We start from the raw sequence: 16998 nt of genomic DNA, 5'->3' as shown, positions 1-16998 counted from the left end.
TTCGGTCAGACGCTCATGCTTTTGATCGTAGTCAAAGATACCCCCGAATAGTTTCGGAGCGCTCGGACAGGTCCTTGATGGTGTTCAGGATCGGGTTGATTTCCATGACGGGCAGCACTCGTTGGCGAACTTTTGAAAGCCGGCGAGTATAACGTAATCAGGCTGTGACGGCAGCCCGTCTGGCGGGTGTGGGGATCATTAAAACCTTTGCCCTCACCCTAACCCTCTCCCAGAGGTAGAGGGGGCCGATTGGGGGATATTCGGGAGGTACGCCGACGTGAAAGGGCTTTGCCGAATCCATAATCGCCAAGGCTTTCAGGCGGAAATTGGCGTATGGGCCTGCCCTCACCCTAGCCCTCTCCCAGAGGTAGAGGGGACTGATCGGGGGATATTCGGGAGATACGCCGACGTGAAATGGCTTTGCCGAATCCATGATCGCCAAGCTTGAAGATCCATAATCGACTCGGTCGATCAGGTCGATGTACAGCGCCAGACACCTCGGTCGGCCCCCTCTCCCTCCGGGAGAGGGCTGGGGTGAGGGAAAGCCGTTACTCGATCCCGACCTGGTTACGCCCGTTGTTTTTAGCCAGGTAAAGGCCACGATCCGCCGCCGAGATCAGCAAACGGCAATCACTGCCCGCCTGCGGCACCATGGTCGCCAGACCGATGCTGATGGTCAGGCTCGCGCCCTCCCCCGGGGTATTGTGCGGAATCTTCAGCGACGCCACGGTCTGCCGTAGCTTCTCCGCGACCAGCCGCGCGCCGCCCGGCGAGGTGTTCGGCAGCACCAGCACAAACTCCTCACCGCCATAACGCGCCGGCAGATCCGACGGTCGTGCGCTGGCCTCGCGGATCGCCGTGGCGACCTTGCGTAACGCTTCATCACCTTCAACGTGACCAAAGCTGTCGTTGTAGGACTTGAAGTAATCGACGTCGATCATCAACAGCGACAACTGACTCTGTTCCCGCAGTGAGCGGCGCCACTCCAGTTCCAGGTACTCGTCGAAGTGCCGGCGGTTGGACAGCCCGGTCAGGCCGTCGGAGTTCATCAGGCGTTGCAGCACCAGATTGGTGTCGAGCAATTGCTGCTGGCTGACGCGCAGCGCGCGGTACGCGGCATCCCGCTGCAGCAAGGTCATGTACGAGCGCGAGTGATAGCGGATGCGCGCCACCAGTTCGATGGTGTCCGGCAGTTTCACCAGATAATCGTTGGCGCCGGCGGAGAACGCCGCGCTCTTGATCAGCGGGTCTTCCTTGGTCGACAGGACGATGATCGGAATGTCCTTGGTCGCCGGGTGATTGCGGTATTCGCGCACCAGGCTCAGGCCATCGAGGCCGGGCATCACCAGGTCCTGGAGGATCACCGTCGGTTTGATCCGCACCGCCTGGGCAATGGCCTGCTGCGGGTCGGAGCAGAAGTGGAAGTCGATGTTTTCTTGATTCGACAGCCCACGGCGCACCGCTTCGCCGATCATCGCTTGATCGTCCACCAACAACACCATGGCGGCGTTTTCGTCGGTTTTAATGTCGTCGATCTGTAAGTCATTCATGGGCGGTCACCTGAGTACTGCGGGGGCCAGGATTGCGGATAAACCTGTTCATTTGGGAAAAACCTCCAGCAATCGTGGCGCTATCTTTTCCAGCGCACGGATTTCAACCGCGGCATCAATCGCCGCGGCGGCTTTGGGCATGCCGTACACCGCACTGCTTTGCTGATCCTGCGCGATGGTCAAGTAACCCTGCTGGCGCATGAGCTTAAGCCCTTGCGCGCCGTCGCGTCCCATCCCGGTCAATAAAACCCCGATCGCGTCGCCATTCCAATAACTGGCGACACTTTCGAAAAACACATCGATAGAGGGGCGGTAGATCTCGTTGACCGGCTCGGCGGTGTAGGCCAGCGTGCCGTTTTTCAACAAGCGAATATGGTGGTTGGTGCCGGCCAGCAACACGGCGCCGGCCTGCGGCGGTTCGCCTTCACGGGCCAGGCGCACATCGAGGCCACTGGCGCTGGCCAACCATTCGGCCATGCCGGCAGCAAAGACCTGATCGACATGCTGCACTAGCACAATCGCCGCCGAGAAATCCTTGGGCAAGCCTTTGAGCAGCACCTCCAGCGCCGCCGGCCCGCCTGCAGATGAGCCGATCGCCACCAGTCGCTGACACGACGCAGAACTGCGCTGGGCCGTCGGCGTCGGCCGCGAGCGCGTGGGTTTCTCGCCGATCAGCCAGCCGATATTGAGGATCTTGCGCAGCAACGGCGCCGCCGCTTCCTGGGCATTGCCGGCGCCGAGCGCCGGGGTATCGACCACGTCCAGCGCGCCGTGGCCCATGGCTTCGAAGACCCGGTGCACGTTCTGCTGGCGATCGACCGTCACAATGACGATCGCGCACGGGGTTTCGGCCATGATCCGGCGCGTGGCTTCGACGCCGTCCATCACCGGCATGATCAGATCCATCAGGATCAGATCCGGAGTATTTTCAGCGCACAGTTGCACTGCCTCGGCACCATTGCGGGCGACCCAGACCACCTGATGCGCCGGCTCGAAGGCCAGCGCCCGGCGCAGGGCCTCCACCGCCATGGGCATGTCGTTGACGATGGCGATCTTCATGCCCGCGCTCCTCCAATAAGCTCGACCACTGCGTCGAGCAGGGCGTCGTCATGAAAACTGGCTTTGGCTAAATAATAGTCGGCGCCGGCATCGAGGCCACGGCGGCGGTCCTCTTCCCGATCCTTGTATGACACAACCATCACCGGCAGCGATTGCAGACGGTTGTCGCGGCGCAGCAGGGTGACCAGCTCGATGCCGTCCATGCGCGGCATGTCGATGTCGGTGATCAGCAAATCGAAGTCCTCCGAACGCAGCGCGTTCCAGCCGTCCATGCCGTCCACCGCCACGGCGACATCGTAGCCGCGATTGAGCAGCAGTTTGCGTTGCAGCTCGCGCACGGTCAGCGAGTCGTCGACCACCAGCACCCGCTTGCGCGCCGCCTCGGCAGCTTGATTGCCGTGACGCGCGATGCGCTCAAGGCGCCCGGTATTGAGCAGTTTGTCCACCGAGCGCAGCATGTCTTCGACGTCGACGATCAGCACCACCGAGCCGTCATCAAGCAAGGCGCCGGCGGAGATGTCCTGCACTTTGCCCAGACGCTCATCGAGCGGCAAGACCACCAGCGTGCGTTCGCCAATAAAGCGCTCCACGGCAACCCCGTAAACCGCATCGCGCTCACGGATCACCACAACTTTAAGGGTTTCGCCACTGTTTTGGCTGGCCGGGCGGTTGAGCAACTGGCTGGCCGCAACCAGCCCGACGTGCTGGCCTTCGTGCCAGAAATGCTGACGGCCTTCGACCTGCACGATGTCCTCCGGCGCCAGATCACACATGCGTTCGATGTGCGCCAGCGGGAAGGCGTAGGCCTCTTCGCCAACTTCCACCACCAGACTGCGCACCACCGACAAGGTCAGCGGTACTTCCAGATGAAAGCGACTGCCCTCTCCCGCCGTTTGCTCCAGCACCACGGCCCCGCGCAACTGGCGAACCATGTGCTGAACGGCATCGAGGCCAACGCCCCGTCCAGACACTTCGGTGACCGTGTCGCGCAAGCTGAAACCGGGCAGGAACAGGAACGTCAGCAGTTCTTCTTCGCTCAGTTGCGCAGCGGTTTCGGCTGGAGATAACTGCCGCTCGACAATACTGCGGCGGACCTTCTCCAGGTCGACGCCATTGCCGTCATCGCTCAACTCCAGCACTAGCAGACCGGCCTGATGCGAGGCGCGCAGGCGGATCAAGCCTTCTTCCGGTTTGCCCTTGAGCAGCCGTTGTTCCGGGGTTTCGATGCCGTGATCGACCGCATTGCGCAGCAAATGCGTCAGCGGTGCTTCGAGTTTTTCCAGCACATCGCGATCGACCTGGGTTTTCTCGCCTTCGATCTCCAGCCGTACCTGCTTGCCGAGGCTGCGGCCCAGATCGCGGACCATGCGCACCTGACCGGTCAGCACGTCCGCAAAGGGCCGCATGCGGCAGGCCAACGCCGTGTCGTAGAGCACTTGTGCGCGCTGGCTGGCCTGCCAGGCGAACTCGTCGAGTTCGGCGTTTTTCTCGCTCAGCAATTGCTGGGATTCGGCGAGCAAACGGCGCGCGTCCTCCAAGGCTTCCAGCGCTTCAAGGCTCAGCGCGTGTTCCTTGAGGTGCACGTTGAGATTTTCCAGCGCACGCAAGCCGTTGTTCTGCATGCGTTTGAGGCGCTGCATGGTCGCCAGATGCGGTTTGAGGCGCTGGGTTTCCACCAGCGACTTGCTCGACAGATCGAGCAAACTGTTCAGCCGTTCAGCGGTGACCCGCAGTACCCGCTCGCCACCTTCGGTGGTGCGTTTGCTTTTGCGTGGCGCCGGTTCAGAGGGTTCGACCGGTGCTTCGATGATCGGCGCTGGCGTCAGTTCAAATACGGGCGGCGCTTGAAGTTGCAACTCGGCCATCGGCGGCGCAACGAACGCTGCCAGCGGCGTCGACAGATCGAGCAAACCCGCCATCAACGCCACATAAGTTTCAATATCGCTCGGCTGCGGCGCATTGGCCGGTGTAGCGATGCGCATCAGCAAATCGGTGCCCTGCAACAGCGCATCGATATGTTCGGGCCGCAGCAACAAGCGCCCTTCCTGCGCGCTGACCAGGCAATCTTCCATGACATGGGCGACGCTGACGCCGCTATCGATGCCAACAATTCGCGCCGCGCCTTTGAGCGAATGCGCCGCGCGCATGCACGATTCCAGTTGATCGGCCTGGGTCGGGTTGCGCTCCAGGGCCAGCAATCCGGCGCTGAGCACTTGGGTCTGGGCTTCGGCTTCGAGGCTGAACAGCTCAAGCAGCGAGGCGTCGCGCATTTGCTCGGGGGTCATGTGAGGCTCCGGGTCACGGCGGACAGCAGCTGTTCTTCATCCAGCCAACGCAGGCTCCGACCGCGATACTGCAGAACACCACGGGTGTATTTGGCACTGGCTTGCGCGCCGGATTGCGAGGCGGCATCAAGAATGCGCTCGTCGATGGCATGAATACCGTCGACCTCATCCACCGGCACCACCACCGGCCCGCCACGGGCGGCGATGATCAGCATCCGCGGCATAATGCGCGCGCCGGTGGCTGGCGCGGCGTTGCCATCCAGATCGAGCAATTCAACCAGCGACAGGCAGGCCACCAGCGCACCACGCACATTGGCCACACCGAGCAATGCGCGTGAGCGCTGGTGCGGCAATGAATGAATCGCCTGCAGTGGCGCGACTTCGACGAGGCTGCGCGTCGCCAGCCCCAGCCATTCTTCACCGAGCCGGAACATCAGTAGCGAGCGGGTTTTCACATCGCTTTCGACAGCGATCGCCACCGGGTCGCGTTCGTCCTGTTGCAACGCATAACGGTCGAGCAGGCGCGTGGCGGCGGCGGAATACACCGAACAATTGCGGCAATGAATGTGGTCTTCGAGCAGCGGACAGGACTTGTCGCCATGAATGCCGATGCGGTTCCAGCAATCGTCGATGGCCCGGGCGTCTTCGTGGGTGACGTTCAAGGTGTCGGACGGGATCATCGTTTACGCTCACTGTCGGCGGTGCGGCCGCTGCGGGCGGCACGCTCCTGCAATCGTCTGGCACCCGCTGTATCGCCCTGAGCCTGCAACAACGCGGCCAGGTGCATCAACGCTTCAGGGTGTTGCGGTTCGAGGTACAACGCCTTGCGGTAGAAGCCCTGAGCTTCGAGGGTCAGGCCGGCGACGTCGCTGAGCAGACCGAGCCAGTAAAACACCTGAGCTACCGGCTCATGGCTACGCAAATACTGTTCGCAGGCCGCCCGGGCTTCAGCGCTTTTGCCTTCGTTGGCCAGCGCGGCGATATTGGCCAGCAGGGTCGCCGCATCCGGGTTGGCACTTTTGCTGGCGGTCGGCAGTGGCGTTACGGCGGCAAACGGTCGAGTGCGCACTGGTGCTGGCTGCGTGCTGCGAGGCGGTTGGCTGACCGGCACCACGATGGGCTTGGGCGTTGGCAACGGCTCGGGGTGCGGATCGCTGTGGCGACTGAACGCGAAGGATTGCGGGATACCGATCGAACGCATGCCCAGACGCCCGAGCAAACTGCCCTCGGCCGGGCCGATAAACAGCACGCCATCGAAATGGGTCAGGCGCTTGAGCACCTCGAACACCTGCTTCTGCGTCGGCTGGTCGAAATAGATCAGCAGGTTGCGGCAGAACACGAAATCGAACGCTGGCTCGCTGGTCAGCAGCGTCGGATCGAGCACATTGCCGACCTGCAAACGCACTTGCTCACGCACATAGTCATTGACCCGATGGCCGTCCTGCTCAGGCGTGAAGTGCCATTCGCGAAAGTCCAGATCCTGGCCGCGAAACGAATTCTTGCCGTACAGCGCACGCCGCGCCTTCTCCACCGACAGCGGGCTGACGTCCATGCCATCGACCTTGAACTGATGCGGTTTGAGCCCGGCATCGAGCAAGGCCATGGCAATCGAATAGGGTTCTTCGCCGGTGGAACATGGCAGGCTGAGAATGCGCAAAGCACGCATATTGTTCAGTTCAGCGAGGCGATTGCGCGCCAGTTTGCCCAGCGTGGCAAAAGACTCTGGATAACGGAAAAACCACGTCTCGGGGACGATCACCGCTTCGATCAGCGCCTGTTGTTCGTCTCGCGAGCCTTGCAGCAATTGCCAATACTCATCGGCATGCGCGGCTTGCGAGAGTGTCGTGCGCTGGCGCACAGCGCGCTCGATGATCGCCGGGCCAACCGAGGTCACATCGAGGCCGATGCGCTCCTTGAGAAAGTCGAAAAAGCGCTGATCACTGCTCATGACTGCGCCTCAAGCTGCGCCGGACTCAGCGGCGGATCGGGGAACAGCAAAGTACGCACGGCGTCATCGAGCAAGTCATTGACCCGTACCCATTGCACCAATCCCTGGGCATCTTCACGCACCGGGCCGAGGTAAGGCGCCGCGCGGTTGTCGAGGCCGTAAGGCTGAAACTCTTGCGGATGGCAACGCAGGGTGTCGGTGGCCTGTTCGAGAATCAGCCCGAGCCATTGCGCGGGTTGCGCTTCATCCGGCCGATAATTGACCAATACCAGACGGGTGCTGGTGCGCGCCTCGGCGGGATGACCGAAGGTCAATGCGCTGAGGTCGATCACCGGCACCACCGCACCGCGATAGGCGAACACCCCGGCGACCCACTGCGGCGCCCGGGCGATTGGCTTGAGCGGCAGGCGCGGCAGCACTTCCGCCACTTCGGTGGCGCGCAAGGCGTAGCGCTCGCTGCCGATGCGAAACAGCAGGAATAACGCCGGCTTCGCCACCTGCGCGGCGCTGCGTTTGGCGAGGATTTCGCTCATCAGACTTTGAATCGCGAAACGCCGCTGCGCAGCCCGACGGCCACCTGGCTCAGTTCGTCGATGGCGAAACTGGCCTGACGCAGCGACTCGACGGTCTGGCTGCTGGCGTCGCCCAACTGCACCAGCGCATGGTTGATCTGCTCGGCGCCGGTGGCCTGGGCCTGCATGCCTTCGTTGACCATCAACACCCGCGGCGCCAGCGCCTGCACTTGATGGATGATCTGCGACAACTGCTCGCCGACCTGCTGCACTTCGGACATGCCACGGCGCACTTCTTCGGAGAATTTGTCCATGCCCATGACACCCGCCGACACCGCCGACTGGATCTCACGGACCATTTGCTCGATGTCGTAAGTGGCGACAGCGGTCTGATCCGCCAGACGCCGCACTTCGGTGGCAACCACGGCAAAACCGCGACCGTATTCACCGGCCTTTTCGGCTTCAATCGCTGCGTTGAGCGACAACAGGTTGGTCTGGTCGGCAACCTTGACGATAGTCACCACCACCTGATTGATGTTGCCGGCCTTCTCATTGAGGATCGCCAGTTTGGCGTTGACCAGATCGGCCGCGCCCATCACCGAGTGCATGGTGTCTTCCATGCGCGCCAGGCCTTGCTGGCCGGAGCCGGCCAGCACCGAGGCCTGATCGGCGGCGGTGGACACTTCGGTCATGGTGCGTACCAGATCGCGCGAGGTAGCGGCGATCTCGCGCGAAGTCGCGCCGATCTCGGTGGTGGTCGCGGCGGTTTCGGTAGCGGTGGCTTGTTGTTGCTTGGAGGTGGCAGCGATTTCGGTCACCGAGGTGGTGACCTGCACCGACGAACGTTGCGCCTGGGATACCAGCGCAGTCAGCTCGGTCATCATGTCGTTGAAGCCGGTTTCGACGGCGCCGAACTCGTCCTTGCGGTCGAGGTTGAGACGCGAACTGAGGTCGCCGGTACGCATGGTTTCGAGAATCTGCACAATGCGGTTCATCGGCGCCATGATCGCGCGCATCAACAGCAAGCCGCAGGCACCGGCCGCCAGCACAGCCACCAGCAGCGAGACGAACATGCTGACCTTGGCCGCCGCCACCGCCTCGTCGATGTTGTTCATGGCCTGATCGGCGACTCTCTTGTTCTCGCCGATGATGTCGTTGAGCTTCATACGCCCGGAATACCAGGCTGGCGTCAGCTTTTCGTGGAACATCCTGACCGCGTCCGCTTCCAGGTTGCGCTTGTGCAGGTCCAGCACGGCATCCTGAATCTGGAGGTAGGCGTCGTGGTACTTCTCGAACGCGGCAAACTCGAGACGATCCTCGTCGGTCGCCATCGTCTTGCGATAGTTCTCCATCTGCTCCTGCAAACGCGCCTCGAAAGCCTTGTAGTCGGCCGCGTCCTCGCTGGAAATCCCCTGACCTTCCTTGAGTCCGAGCAGTTCTTGCGTCTGCATGTAACTGTCGACCCACGCGCCACGGATCATCGAGCTGTAATAGACGCCGGGAATCGCGTCATCACGCACGCTGTTTTCACTGGCCTCGATCTTCAGCAACCGCGAATAAGAGACGACAACCATCAGCAACATGATGGCGATAATCACCGCAAAGCTCGCCAAAATGCGTTGGCGCAACGTCCAGTTCTTCACAGTGATTCCTCGTGCCTAGTCGAAATGCGGGGAGTATAGCCGAGGGCGGTGTTTCATTTATAAGACGCTTTGTAACCCTCGGGCCTGTCCGCCTTGGTCGCGGGAGGGCTCTGGGCTAGGACTGTCCGACAATTGCGGGTGGGCGTGCCAGTGGGGTAATGGCAAAAAGAGGCGATAGATCTGTCATTGCCGCCGGGGTGCGGCGGAAAATGCCTTGGCGAGCAAGCTCGCTCCCACATTGGAACGCAATCCCCTGTGGGAGCGAGCTTGCTCGCGAAAGGGCCAGCCGGGTTTACACCGATGCGATGCGCACCTGCTTCTCCAACTCCACCTTCAACCCCGGCTCCAGCTTCAGTTGCCGCGCCAGTTCATCCAGATAGCTCTTCTCCATAAAGCTTTCCTCATCCACCAGCATCACACTGGCGATGTACATTTCTGCCGCCATCTCCGGCGTGCTCGCGGCCCGGGCGACGTCGGTCGGGTCCAAGGGTTTGTTGAGCTCGGCGTGCAGCCAGTGTTGCAGTTCCTGATCGTTGTCGAGTTTGGTGAATTCGCCTTCGATCAGTTGGCGTTCACGGTCATCGATATGGCCGTCAGCCTTGGCGGCCGCCACCAGTGCTTTGAGAATGGCCTGACTGTGCTGTTCGGCTTGTGCCGGTGGCAAGCGGTCGAGGGTTTGCGGCTCGCTTTGTGGCGCTGTGCCTTTTTGCGCGTTGTAGTTGCCGTAAGCCTTGTAGGCCAACACACCCAGCGCCGCGAGGCCGCCGTAGATCGCAACTTTGCCGCCGACCTTGCGCACTTTCTTGTTACCGAGCAGCAGGCCCATCGCACCTGCGGCCAATGCACCACCACCTGCACCTGACAGCAGACTGCCGAGGCCACCAGAGCCTGATGCGCCGCCGAGCAAACCGCCCAAGCCACCGGCAGCCGGTTTGTTCTGCGTTCCGCCAGCCTTGTTCTGCAATAGATCCTGGCCGGACTTGAGCAGTTGATCGAGCAATCCACGGGTGTTCATGTTCCGCCTCCAAACAGGGGTTATCCGGATCTATAAGGCCCTCAGCCTAGTTCGAAAGTGCCCCTGTCCGACCTGCGAGTGTGCTTCCAGATGTTGCTCGCCCTGCAGCAGCCCTTCGTGAAAATAGATATACACTCAGGCCAATCTATAAAAACCGCCCACTGGGTAGCCCTTCTCATGATGACCCTGCGTCAGATTCGTCACTTCATCGCCGTGGCCGAGACCGGCTCGATCTCCGCCGCCGCGCAAACCGCGTTCATATCCCAATCGACCCTGACCCTGGCGATCCAGCAACTGGAAGAGGAAATCGGCGTCAGCCTGTTCAGCCGCCACGCCAAGGGCATGACGCTGACACACCAAGGTCATCAATTCCTACGCCAGGCGCACCTGATTCTGGCGACCGTGGACAACGCCAAACGCAGCCTGCAACAGAGTACCGATCAGGTTGCCGGGCAGTTGATCGTCGGCGTAACCAGTCTGGTCGCCGGTTATTACCTGGCGGATCTGCTCACCCGTTTTCAGCGCGCCTACCCCAACGTCGAAATCCGCGTGATGGAAGACGAACGGCCCTACATCGAGCATTTGCTGGTCAGTGGCGAGATCGATGTCGGCGTATTGATCCTCTCCAACCTCGAAGATCGCCACGCTTTGCAGACTGAAGTACTGACCCACTCACCGCACCGTTTGTGGCTCCCGGCCCAGCATCCACTGCTGGAGCACGACAGCATCAATCTCGCCGACGTCGCCCGCGAACCGTTGATTCAACTTAACGTCGATGAAATGGATCGCAACGCCCAGCGTTTCTGGCGCGGTTCCGGGCTGCAACCGAAAATCACTCTGAGAACCGCGTCCACCGAGGCCGTGCGAAGTCTGGTCGCCGCCGGATTGGGCGTGTCGATCCAGCCGGACATGACTTATCGCCCATGGTCGCTGGAGGGCGACATCATCGAAGCGCGTCCGATCGCCGACCTCAATCAGACCTTGGACGTCGGTCTGGCCTGGCGCCGTGGCACCGCGCGTCCCACATTGGTCGACCCATTCCTGACTGTCGCACGCGAGCAACCCCACGGCGGGCGCAAGCCATCTATTTAATCGAATGCTGCCTTCAGTATTTAGTATTTGTCGACCTCGGAGCCGCGCACTAGTCTTGCTGCATCTATAAGACGGTCGGCTCCCGGTTTCAGGGAGCAACAATGGCCACACAAGAAAAGAGATCGCGGAAAATGGCTGGCGCGCAGACCCCGATGTGTACCGCGTTGTTGATTGATGGCGAACTGGTCGCCGGGGAAGGTTTTGTCGAGCCGATTCTCAATCCGGCCACCGGCGAAATCCTCACGCACATCGCCGAAGCCAGCACCGAGCAAGTCGAAGCCGCCATCCTCGCCGCCCACCGCGCCTTTGCCGAGTGGTCGCGCACCACGCCGCAGCAACGTTCGAACCTGTTGCTCGAGATCGCCAACGCCGTGGAAAAACACGCCGACCACCTCGCCCGCCTCGAATCGCTGAACTGCGGCAAGCCGTTGCACCTGGCGCGTCAGGACGATTTGACCGCGACGGTCGATGTGTTCCGTTTCTTCGCTGGCGCCGTACGCTGCCAGACCGGTCAGCTCAGCGGCGAATACCTGCCGGGCTACACCAGCATGGTCCGTCGCGACCCGATTGGCGTGGTCGCTTCGATTGCGCCGTGGAACTACCCGATCATGATGGCCGCGTGGAAAATCGCCCCGGCCCTCGCCGCCGGCAACACGCTGGTGTTCAAACCGTCCGAACACACGCCGCTGTCGATCCTCGCTCTGGCGCCAGCGCTGGCCGAAATCCTCCCGCGCGGGGTCATCAACATCATCTGCGGTGGCGGCGAAGGCGTCGGCAGCCATTTGGTCGGCCACGCCAAGGTGCGCATGGTCTCGCTGACCGGCGATATCGTCACCGGCCAGAAAATCCTCCAGGCCGCCGCGAAAACCCTGAAACGCACGCACCTCGAACTCGGCGGCAAAGCCCCGGTGATCGTCTGCAACGACGCCGACATCCAGGCCGTGGTCGATGGCGTGCGCACTTACGGTTACTACAACGCCGGGCAGGACTGCACCGCTGCCTGCCGGATCTACGCGCAGGCCGGGATTCACGACAAATTGGTCGCCGAACTCGGCGCCGCCGTCAGCAGCCTGCGCTTCGCCGGCAAACGTGATGCCGATAATGAGATCGGCCCGCTGATCAGCACCCGTCAGCGCGACCGCGTCGCCAGTTTCGTCGAGCGCGCCCTCGGCCAGCCGCACATCGAACGCGTGACCGGTGCGGCGGTGCACTCCGGTGCCGGTTTCTACTATCAGCCGACGCTGCTCGCCGGTTGCAAACAGAGCGACGAAATCGTTCAGCGCGAAGTGTTCGGCCCGGTGGTCACCGTGACCCGTTTCGACGAACTCGCGCAGGCCGTCGACTGGGCCAACGACTCCGAATACGGCCTCGCCTCGTCGGTCTGGACGCAGAATCTCGACAAGGCCATGCAGGTTGCCGCGCGCTTGCAGTACGGCTGCACGTGGATCAACAGTCATTTCATGCTGGTCAGCGAAATGCCCCACGGCGGGCTGAAGCGCTCCGGTTACGGCAAAGACTTATCCAGTGATTCGTTGCAGGACTACAGCGTGGTGCGGCACATCATGGCCCGCCACGGCCAGCATCTCTGACTACGCTAATAACAAGCCGCCAACGGCATGCTTCACCGCGTTCACAACTGCCCCGACCATAATTTAAAGAAGAGGGTTCAACCATGTTCGTGCACAAGACCGCACTGCTCAGTGCAATCACCACGGCCCTGCTGGCCAGCGCCAGCCTGCAAGCGGCCGAGCCGTTAAAGGCTGTCGGTGCTGGCGAAGGTCAGCTGGATATCGTTGCGTGGCCGGGTTACATCGAACGTGGTGAGAGCGACAAGGCCTATGACTGGGTGACCGGTTTCGAGAAAGAGACCGGCTGCAAGGTCAATGTGAAAACCGCCGCTACCTCGGACGAAATGGTCAGCCTGATGGCCAAGGGCGGTTACGACCTGGTCACCGCATCAGGCGATGCCTCACTGCGGTTGATCGTCGGCAAGCGTGTGCAACCGATCAACACCGCGTTGATCCCGAACTGGAACACCCTCGACCCGCGCCTGAAAGATGCGCCGTGGTACGTGGTCAACCAGCAGACTTACGGCACCCCGTACCAGTGGGGACCGAACGTGCTGATGTACAACACCAACGTGTTCAAGACTGCGCCGACCAGTTGGAACGTGGTGTTCACCGCTCAGGATCTGCCCGACGGCAAGCCGAACAAGGGCCGCGTGCAGGCGTATGACGGCCCGATCTACATCGCAGATGCGGCGCTGTATCTGAAGTCGACCAAGCCTGAACTGGGAATCAAGGATCCGTATCAACTGACCGAAGATCAGTACAAAGCCGTGCTTGATCTGTTGCGCGCACAGCAGCCGCTGATCCACCGCTACTGGCACGACACCACGGTGCAGATGAGCGACTTCAAAAACGAAGGCGTGGTCGCCTCCAGCGCCTGGCCGTATCAGGTCAACGGCCTGATGAACGAGAAACAGCCGATTGCTTCGACCATTCCCAAAGAAGGGGCCACCGGCTGGGCCGACACCACCATGCTCCACGCCGAAGCCAAGCACCCGAACTGCGCGTACAAGTGGATGGACTGGTCGCTGAAACCGAAAGTCCAGGGCGATGTGGCGGCGTGGTTTGGTTCGTTGCCGGCCGTTCCTGCGGCGTGCAAAGAAAGTGAGTTGCTTGGCGCTGAAGGTTGCAAGACCAACGGTTTCGACCAGTTCGACAAGATCGCCTTCTGGAAAACCCCGCAGGCCGAGGGTGGCAAATTTGTGCCGTATAGCCGCTGGACCCAGGACTACATCGCGATCATGGGCGGCCGCTAGCTCTCAATAACGACGCGGTCTGCTCCCTTTCCCCCTCGCCCCCCTGGGGGGAGGGCTGGGGTGAGGGGGTAGCTTTTGACCTTGCCTTTGACTTCAGAGCAACGGCCAATAAGCCACCCTCACCCCCCGCCCTCTCCCGGAGGGAGAGGGAGCTAAAAGCAGATCGCATCTCGTCCGCCGAATGTGTGAGCCAAGCAAACCGTAAAACGTTTCAGATTTTTCAGAAGTCCAGGCAGGGCCGCTGCGACGGCTGTCGCCTTTTTGGAGCACCGCACCATGACGCTTGCAGTCCAGTTCACCAACGTTTCCCGGCAGTTCGGCGACGTAAAAGCCGTTGACCGGGTTTCCATCGATATCGAGGACGGCGAGTTCTTTTCCATGCTCGGCCCATCCGGCTCGGGCAAAACCACCTGCCTGCGGCTGATCGCCGGGTTCGAACAACCGAGCGCCGGTTCGATCCGCATTCACGGGGCCGAGGCGGCCGGTTTGCCGCCGTATCAACGTGACGTCAATACAGTGTTTCAGGATTACGCGCTGTTCCCGCACATGAACGTCCTCGACAACGTCGCCTACGGTTTGAAGGTCAAAGGCATCGGCAAAACCGAACGGCATAAACGCGCCGAAGAAGCTTTGGACATGGTCGCCCTCGGCGGTTACGGCGCACGCAAACCGGTGCAGTTGTCCGGCGGTCAGCGCCAACGTGTCGCCCTCGCCCGCGCCTTGGTCAATCGCCCGCGTGTGCTGTTGCTCGATGAGCCGCTTGGCGCCCTCGACCTGAAACTGCGCGAACAAATGCAGAGCGAACTGAAGAAGCTGCAACGCCAGCTCGGCATCACTTTCATCTTCGTCACTCACGATCAAACCGAAGCGCTGTCGATGTCCGATCGCGTCGCCGTGTTCAACAAGGGCCGCATCGAGCAGGTCGACACGCCGCGCAATCTGTACATGAAACCGACCACCACTTTCGTCGCCGAATTCGTCGGCACCTCGAATGTGATTCGTGGCGATCTGGCGCGCCAGATCAGCGGCCATCCGCAGCCGTTTTCGATCCGCCCGGAACACGTGCGGTTTGCCGAAGGCCCATTGGCCAGCCACGAAATCGAAGTCAGCGGGCTACTCCACGACATCCAATATCAGGGCAGCGCCACGCGCTATGAATTGAAACTGGAAAACGGCCAGACCCTGAGCATCAGCCACGCCAACACTCAGTGGGTCGACAGCAGCGCGCAGCACCAGACCGGCCAGCGCCTGAGCGCGCGTTGGGCGCGGGAAGCGATGATTGCACTGCACGACACCGTGGCGAGCGGGGTGTGACATGAGCACGATCGCGATGACTGCATCGCCGCCGTTGCGCAGGTTTTCCAACCTGCTCTATCGCAAGCCGAACCTGTATCTGTCGATGCTGCTGGTGCCGCCGCTGCTGTGGTTTGGCGCGATTTATCTCGGCTCGTTGCTGGTGCTGCTGTGGCAAGGTTTCTACACCTTCGACGACTTCACCATGGCGGTCACTCCCGACCTGACCCTGGCAAATTTTGCCGCACTGTTTCAGCCGTCGAACTTCGACATCATCCTGCGCACGCTAAGCATGGCCATCGTTGTGTCGATCGCCAGCGCCATCGTCGCGTTCCCGATTGCCTACTACATGGCGCGCTACACCACCGGCAAGACCAAGGCGTTTTTCTACATCGCGGTGATGATGCCGATGTGGGCCAGTTATATCGTCAAGGCGTATGCGTGGACGTTGCTGTTGGCCAAGGGAGGCGTGGCGCAGTGGTTTGTGCAACACCTTGGATTGGAGCCGGTGTTGCAGTTCATTCTGGGGATTCCCGGCGTCGGTGGCAGCACCTTGTCGACCTCGCATCTGGGGCGGTTCATGGTGTTTGTGTACATCTGGCTGCCGTTCATGATTCTGCCGATTCAGGCGTCGCTGGAACGTCTGCCGCCGTCGCTGTTGCAGGCTTCTGCCGACCTCGGCGCCAAGCCGCGCCAGACCTTTATGCAGGTGATTCTGCCGCTGTCGATTCCGGGCATTGCGGCCGGTTCGATCTTTACGTTTTCGCTGACCTTGGGCGATTTCATCGTGCCGCAACTGGTCGGGCCACCGGGCTACTTTGTCGGCAGCATGGTCTACGCGCAGCAGGGGGCGATTGGCAATATGCCTATGGCGGCGGCGTTTACGTTGGTGCCGATTGTGTTGATCGCGGTTTACCTGTCCATTGTCAAACGACTGGGGGCTTTCGATGCGCTCTGACTCTTCATCACAAGGGCAGGCCTCACTGGGCTTAAAAATCGCAGCCTGGGGCGGGTTGGTATTTTTGCACTTCCCGATCCTGATCATCTTCCTTTACGCCTTCAACACTGAAGAAGCCGCGTTCAGCTTTCCGCCGAAGGGCTTCACGCTGCACTGGTTCAGCGTGGCGTTTTCGCGGCCGGATGTTCTGGAGGCGATCAAGCTTTCATTGCAGATCGCAGCCATCGCCACGTTGATTGCCATGGTGCTCGGTACGCTCGCGTCAGCCGCGCTTTATCGCCGGGATTTCTTCGGCAAGCAGGGCATCTCGCTGATGCTGATCCTGCCGATCGCATTGCCGGGGATCATCACCGGGATCGCGCTGCTGGCAACCTTCAAGACGCTGGGGATCGAACCGGGGATGTTCACCATCATCGTCGGCCACGCGACCTTCTGCGTGGTGATCGTCTACAACAACGTCATCGCCCGCCTGCGCCGCACTTCGCACAGTTTGATCGAGGCCTCGATGGACCTCGGCGCCGATGGCTGGCAGACGTTTCGCTACATCATCCTGCCGAACCTTGGCTCGGCGCTGCTGGCCGGCGGCATGTTGGCGTTTGCGCTGTCGTTCGACGAAATCATCGTCACCACGTTTACCGCCGGGCATGAACGCACGTTGCCGTTGTGGCTGCTCAACCAGCTCAGCCGCCCACGGGATGTGCCGGTGACCAATGTCGTCGCGATGCTGGTGATGATGGTGACGATGCTGCCGATTTTGGGCGCTTATTACCTGACCCGGGGTGGCGAAAGCGTTGCCGGTAGCGGCGGCAAATAAACATC

At 61.3% G+C, this 16998-nt stretch carries 14 protein-coding genes and 1 pseudogene; 6 read left to right on the top strand and 9 right to left on the bottom strand.

What is annotated here, in order from left to right; genetic code table 11:
- The 9 genes and pseudogenes from AB4N74_RS29575 to AB4N74_RS29535 form a co-directional block, all read right to left on the bottom strand.
- A pseudogene (locus AB4N74_RS29575) lies at positions 1-106 on the bottom strand (hypothetical protein); the annotation flags it as partial.
- A 442-nt stretch (positions 107-548) separates the two neighbouring features.
- Complete coding sequence (locus AB4N74_RS29570; protein ID WP_414926621.1) at positions 549-1550, bottom strand: diguanylate cyclase domain-containing protein; 1002 nt, start codon at positions 1548-1550, stop codon at positions 549-551.
- 48 nt (positions 1551-1598) lie between these two features.
- Complete coding sequence (gene cheB / locus AB4N74_RS29565) at positions 1599-2609, bottom strand: chemotaxis response regulator protein-glutamate methylesterase (protein WP_093436715.1); 1011 nt, start codon at positions 2607-2609, stop codon at positions 1599-1601.
- On the bottom strand, positions 2606-4894 hold the full coding sequence (locus tag AB4N74_RS29560) for a response regulator (protein ID WP_460097957.1): 2289 nt from the start codon (positions 4892-4894) through the stop codon (positions 2606-2608). The genes cheB and AB4N74_RS29560 overlap by 4 nt, the downstream gene beginning before the upstream one ends.
- Positions 4891-5574, bottom strand: a complete 684-nt coding sequence (locus AB4N74_RS29555; protein WP_093436721.1) for a chemotaxis protein CheW — start codon at positions 5572-5574, stop codon at positions 4891-4893. The genes AB4N74_RS29560 and AB4N74_RS29555 overlap by 4 nt, the downstream gene beginning before the upstream one ends.
- Entirely contained in the window at positions 5571-6842 is a 1272-nt protein-coding gene (locus AB4N74_RS29550) for a CheR family methyltransferase (RefSeq protein ID WP_460097956.1), read from the bottom strand. Before AB4N74_RS29550 ends, AB4N74_RS29555 begins: the two co-directional genes overlap by 4 nt.
- On the bottom strand, positions 6839-7375 hold the full coding sequence (locus AB4N74_RS29545; protein WP_116254587.1) for a chemotaxis protein CheW: 537 nt from the start codon (positions 7373-7375) through the stop codon (positions 6839-6841). Before AB4N74_RS29545 ends, AB4N74_RS29550 begins: the two co-directional genes overlap by 4 nt.
- Complete coding sequence (locus AB4N74_RS29540; protein WP_099758097.1) at positions 7375-8997, bottom strand: methyl-accepting chemotaxis protein; 1623 nt, start codon at positions 8995-8997, stop codon at positions 7375-7377. The genes AB4N74_RS29545 and AB4N74_RS29540 overlap by 1 nt, the downstream gene beginning before the upstream one ends.
- Positions 8998-9289: 292 nt before the next feature.
- Complete coding sequence (locus AB4N74_RS29535) at positions 9290-10012, bottom strand: tellurite resistance TerB family protein (RefSeq protein ID WP_093436735.1); 723 nt, start codon at positions 10010-10012, stop codon at positions 9290-9292.
- A 177-nt stretch (positions 10013-10189) separates the two neighbouring features.
- On the opposite strand from AB4N74_RS29535, the gene AB4N74_RS29530 reads away from it, so the two are divergent.
- The 6 genes from AB4N74_RS29530 to AB4N74_RS29505 all read left to right on the top strand — a co-directional run bounded on the left by AB4N74_RS29530 (position 10190) and on the right by AB4N74_RS29505 (position 16993).
- Complete coding sequence (locus tag AB4N74_RS29530; RefSeq protein WP_093436738.1) at positions 10190-11104, top strand: LysR family transcriptional regulator; 915 nt, start codon at positions 10190-10192, stop codon at positions 11102-11104.
- 131 nt (positions 11105-11235) lie between these two features.
- Positions 11236-12693: a gamma-aminobutyraldehyde dehydrogenase gene (locus AB4N74_RS29525; RefSeq protein ID WP_095050362.1), complete on the top strand. Its 1458-nt coding sequence runs from the start codon at positions 11236-11238 to the stop codon at positions 12691-12693.
- 83 nt (positions 12694-12776) lie between these two features.
- Positions 12777-13928, top strand: a complete 1152-nt coding sequence (gene ydcS, locus AB4N74_RS29520) for a putative ABC transporter substrate-binding protein YdcS (RefSeq protein WP_099758096.1) — start codon at positions 12777-12779, stop codon at positions 13926-13928.
- Between the two features lie 276 nt (positions 13929-14204).
- Positions 14205-15242: an ABC transporter ATP-binding protein gene (locus AB4N74_RS29515; protein ID WP_427120496.1), complete on the top strand. Its 1038-nt coding sequence runs from the start codon at positions 14205-14207 to the stop codon at positions 15240-15242.
- Positions 15243-15258: 16 nt separating this feature from the next.
- Entirely contained in the window at positions 15259-16179 is a 921-nt protein-coding gene (locus AB4N74_RS29510; RefSeq protein WP_007908947.1) for an ABC transporter permease, read from the top strand.
- Entirely contained in the window at positions 16169-16993 is an 825-nt protein-coding gene (locus tag AB4N74_RS29505) for an ABC transporter permease (protein WP_093436751.1), read from the top strand. Before AB4N74_RS29510 ends, AB4N74_RS29505 begins: the two co-directional genes overlap by 11 nt.
- Positions 16994-16998: the final 5 nt, after the last annotated feature.

The organism is Pseudomonas sp. H3_C08, from assembly GCF_054669455.1.
The sequence above is the reverse complement of the archived record's forward strand: the minus strand, read 5'-3'. Positions and strand labels throughout refer to the sequence as shown.

Bases quoted from the DNA above. Each gene is read 5' to 3' on its own strand.
- cheB (WP_093436715.1), bottom strand. From the start codon at position 2,609: ATGAAGATCGCCATCGTCAACGACATGCCCATGGCGGTGGAGGCCCTG.
- AB4N74_RS29515 (WP_427120496.1), top strand. From the start codon at position 14,205: ATGACGCTTGCAGTCCAGTTCACCAACGTTTCCCGGCAGTTCGGCGAC.
- AB4N74_RS29560 (WP_460097957.1), bottom strand. From the start codon at position 4,894: ATGACCCCCGAGCAAATGCGCGACGCCTCGCTGCTTGAGCTGTTCAGC.
- AB4N74_RS29535 (WP_093436735.1), bottom strand. From the start codon at position 10,012: ATGAACACCCGTGGATTGCTCGATCAACTGCTCAAGTCCGGCCAGGAT.
- AB4N74_RS29505 (WP_093436751.1), top strand. From the start codon at position 16,169: ATGCGCTCTGACTCTTCATCACAAGGGCAGGCCTCACTGGGCTTAAAA.
- ydcS (WP_099758096.1), top strand. From the start codon at position 12,777: ATGTTCGTGCACAAGACCGCACTGCTCAGTGCAATCACCACGGCCCTG.
- AB4N74_RS29570 (WP_414926621.1), bottom strand. From the start codon at position 1,550: ATGAATGACTTACAGATCGACGACATTAAAACCGACGAAAACGCCGCC.
- AB4N74_RS29510 (WP_007908947.1), top strand. From the start codon at position 15,259: ATGACTGCATCGCCGCCGTTGCGCAGGTTTTCCAACCTGCTCTATCGC.
- AB4N74_RS29525 (WP_095050362.1), top strand. From the start codon at position 11,236: ATGGCTGGCGCGCAGACCCCGATGTGTACCGCGTTGTTGATTGATGGC.
- AB4N74_RS29530 (WP_093436738.1), top strand. From the start codon at position 10,190: ATGATGACCCTGCGTCAGATTCGTCACTTCATCGCCGTGGCCGAGACC.
- AB4N74_RS29545 (WP_116254587.1), bottom strand. From the start codon at position 7,375: ATGAGCGAAATCCTCGCCAAACGCAGCGCCGCGCAGGTGGCGAAGCCG.
- AB4N74_RS29550 (WP_460097956.1), bottom strand. From the start codon at position 6,842: ATGAGCAGTGATCAGCGCTTTTTCGACTTTCTCAAGGAGCGCATCGGC.
- AB4N74_RS29555 (WP_093436721.1), bottom strand. From the start codon at position 5,574: ATGATCCCGTCCGACACCTTGAACGTCACCCACGAAGACGCCCGGGCC.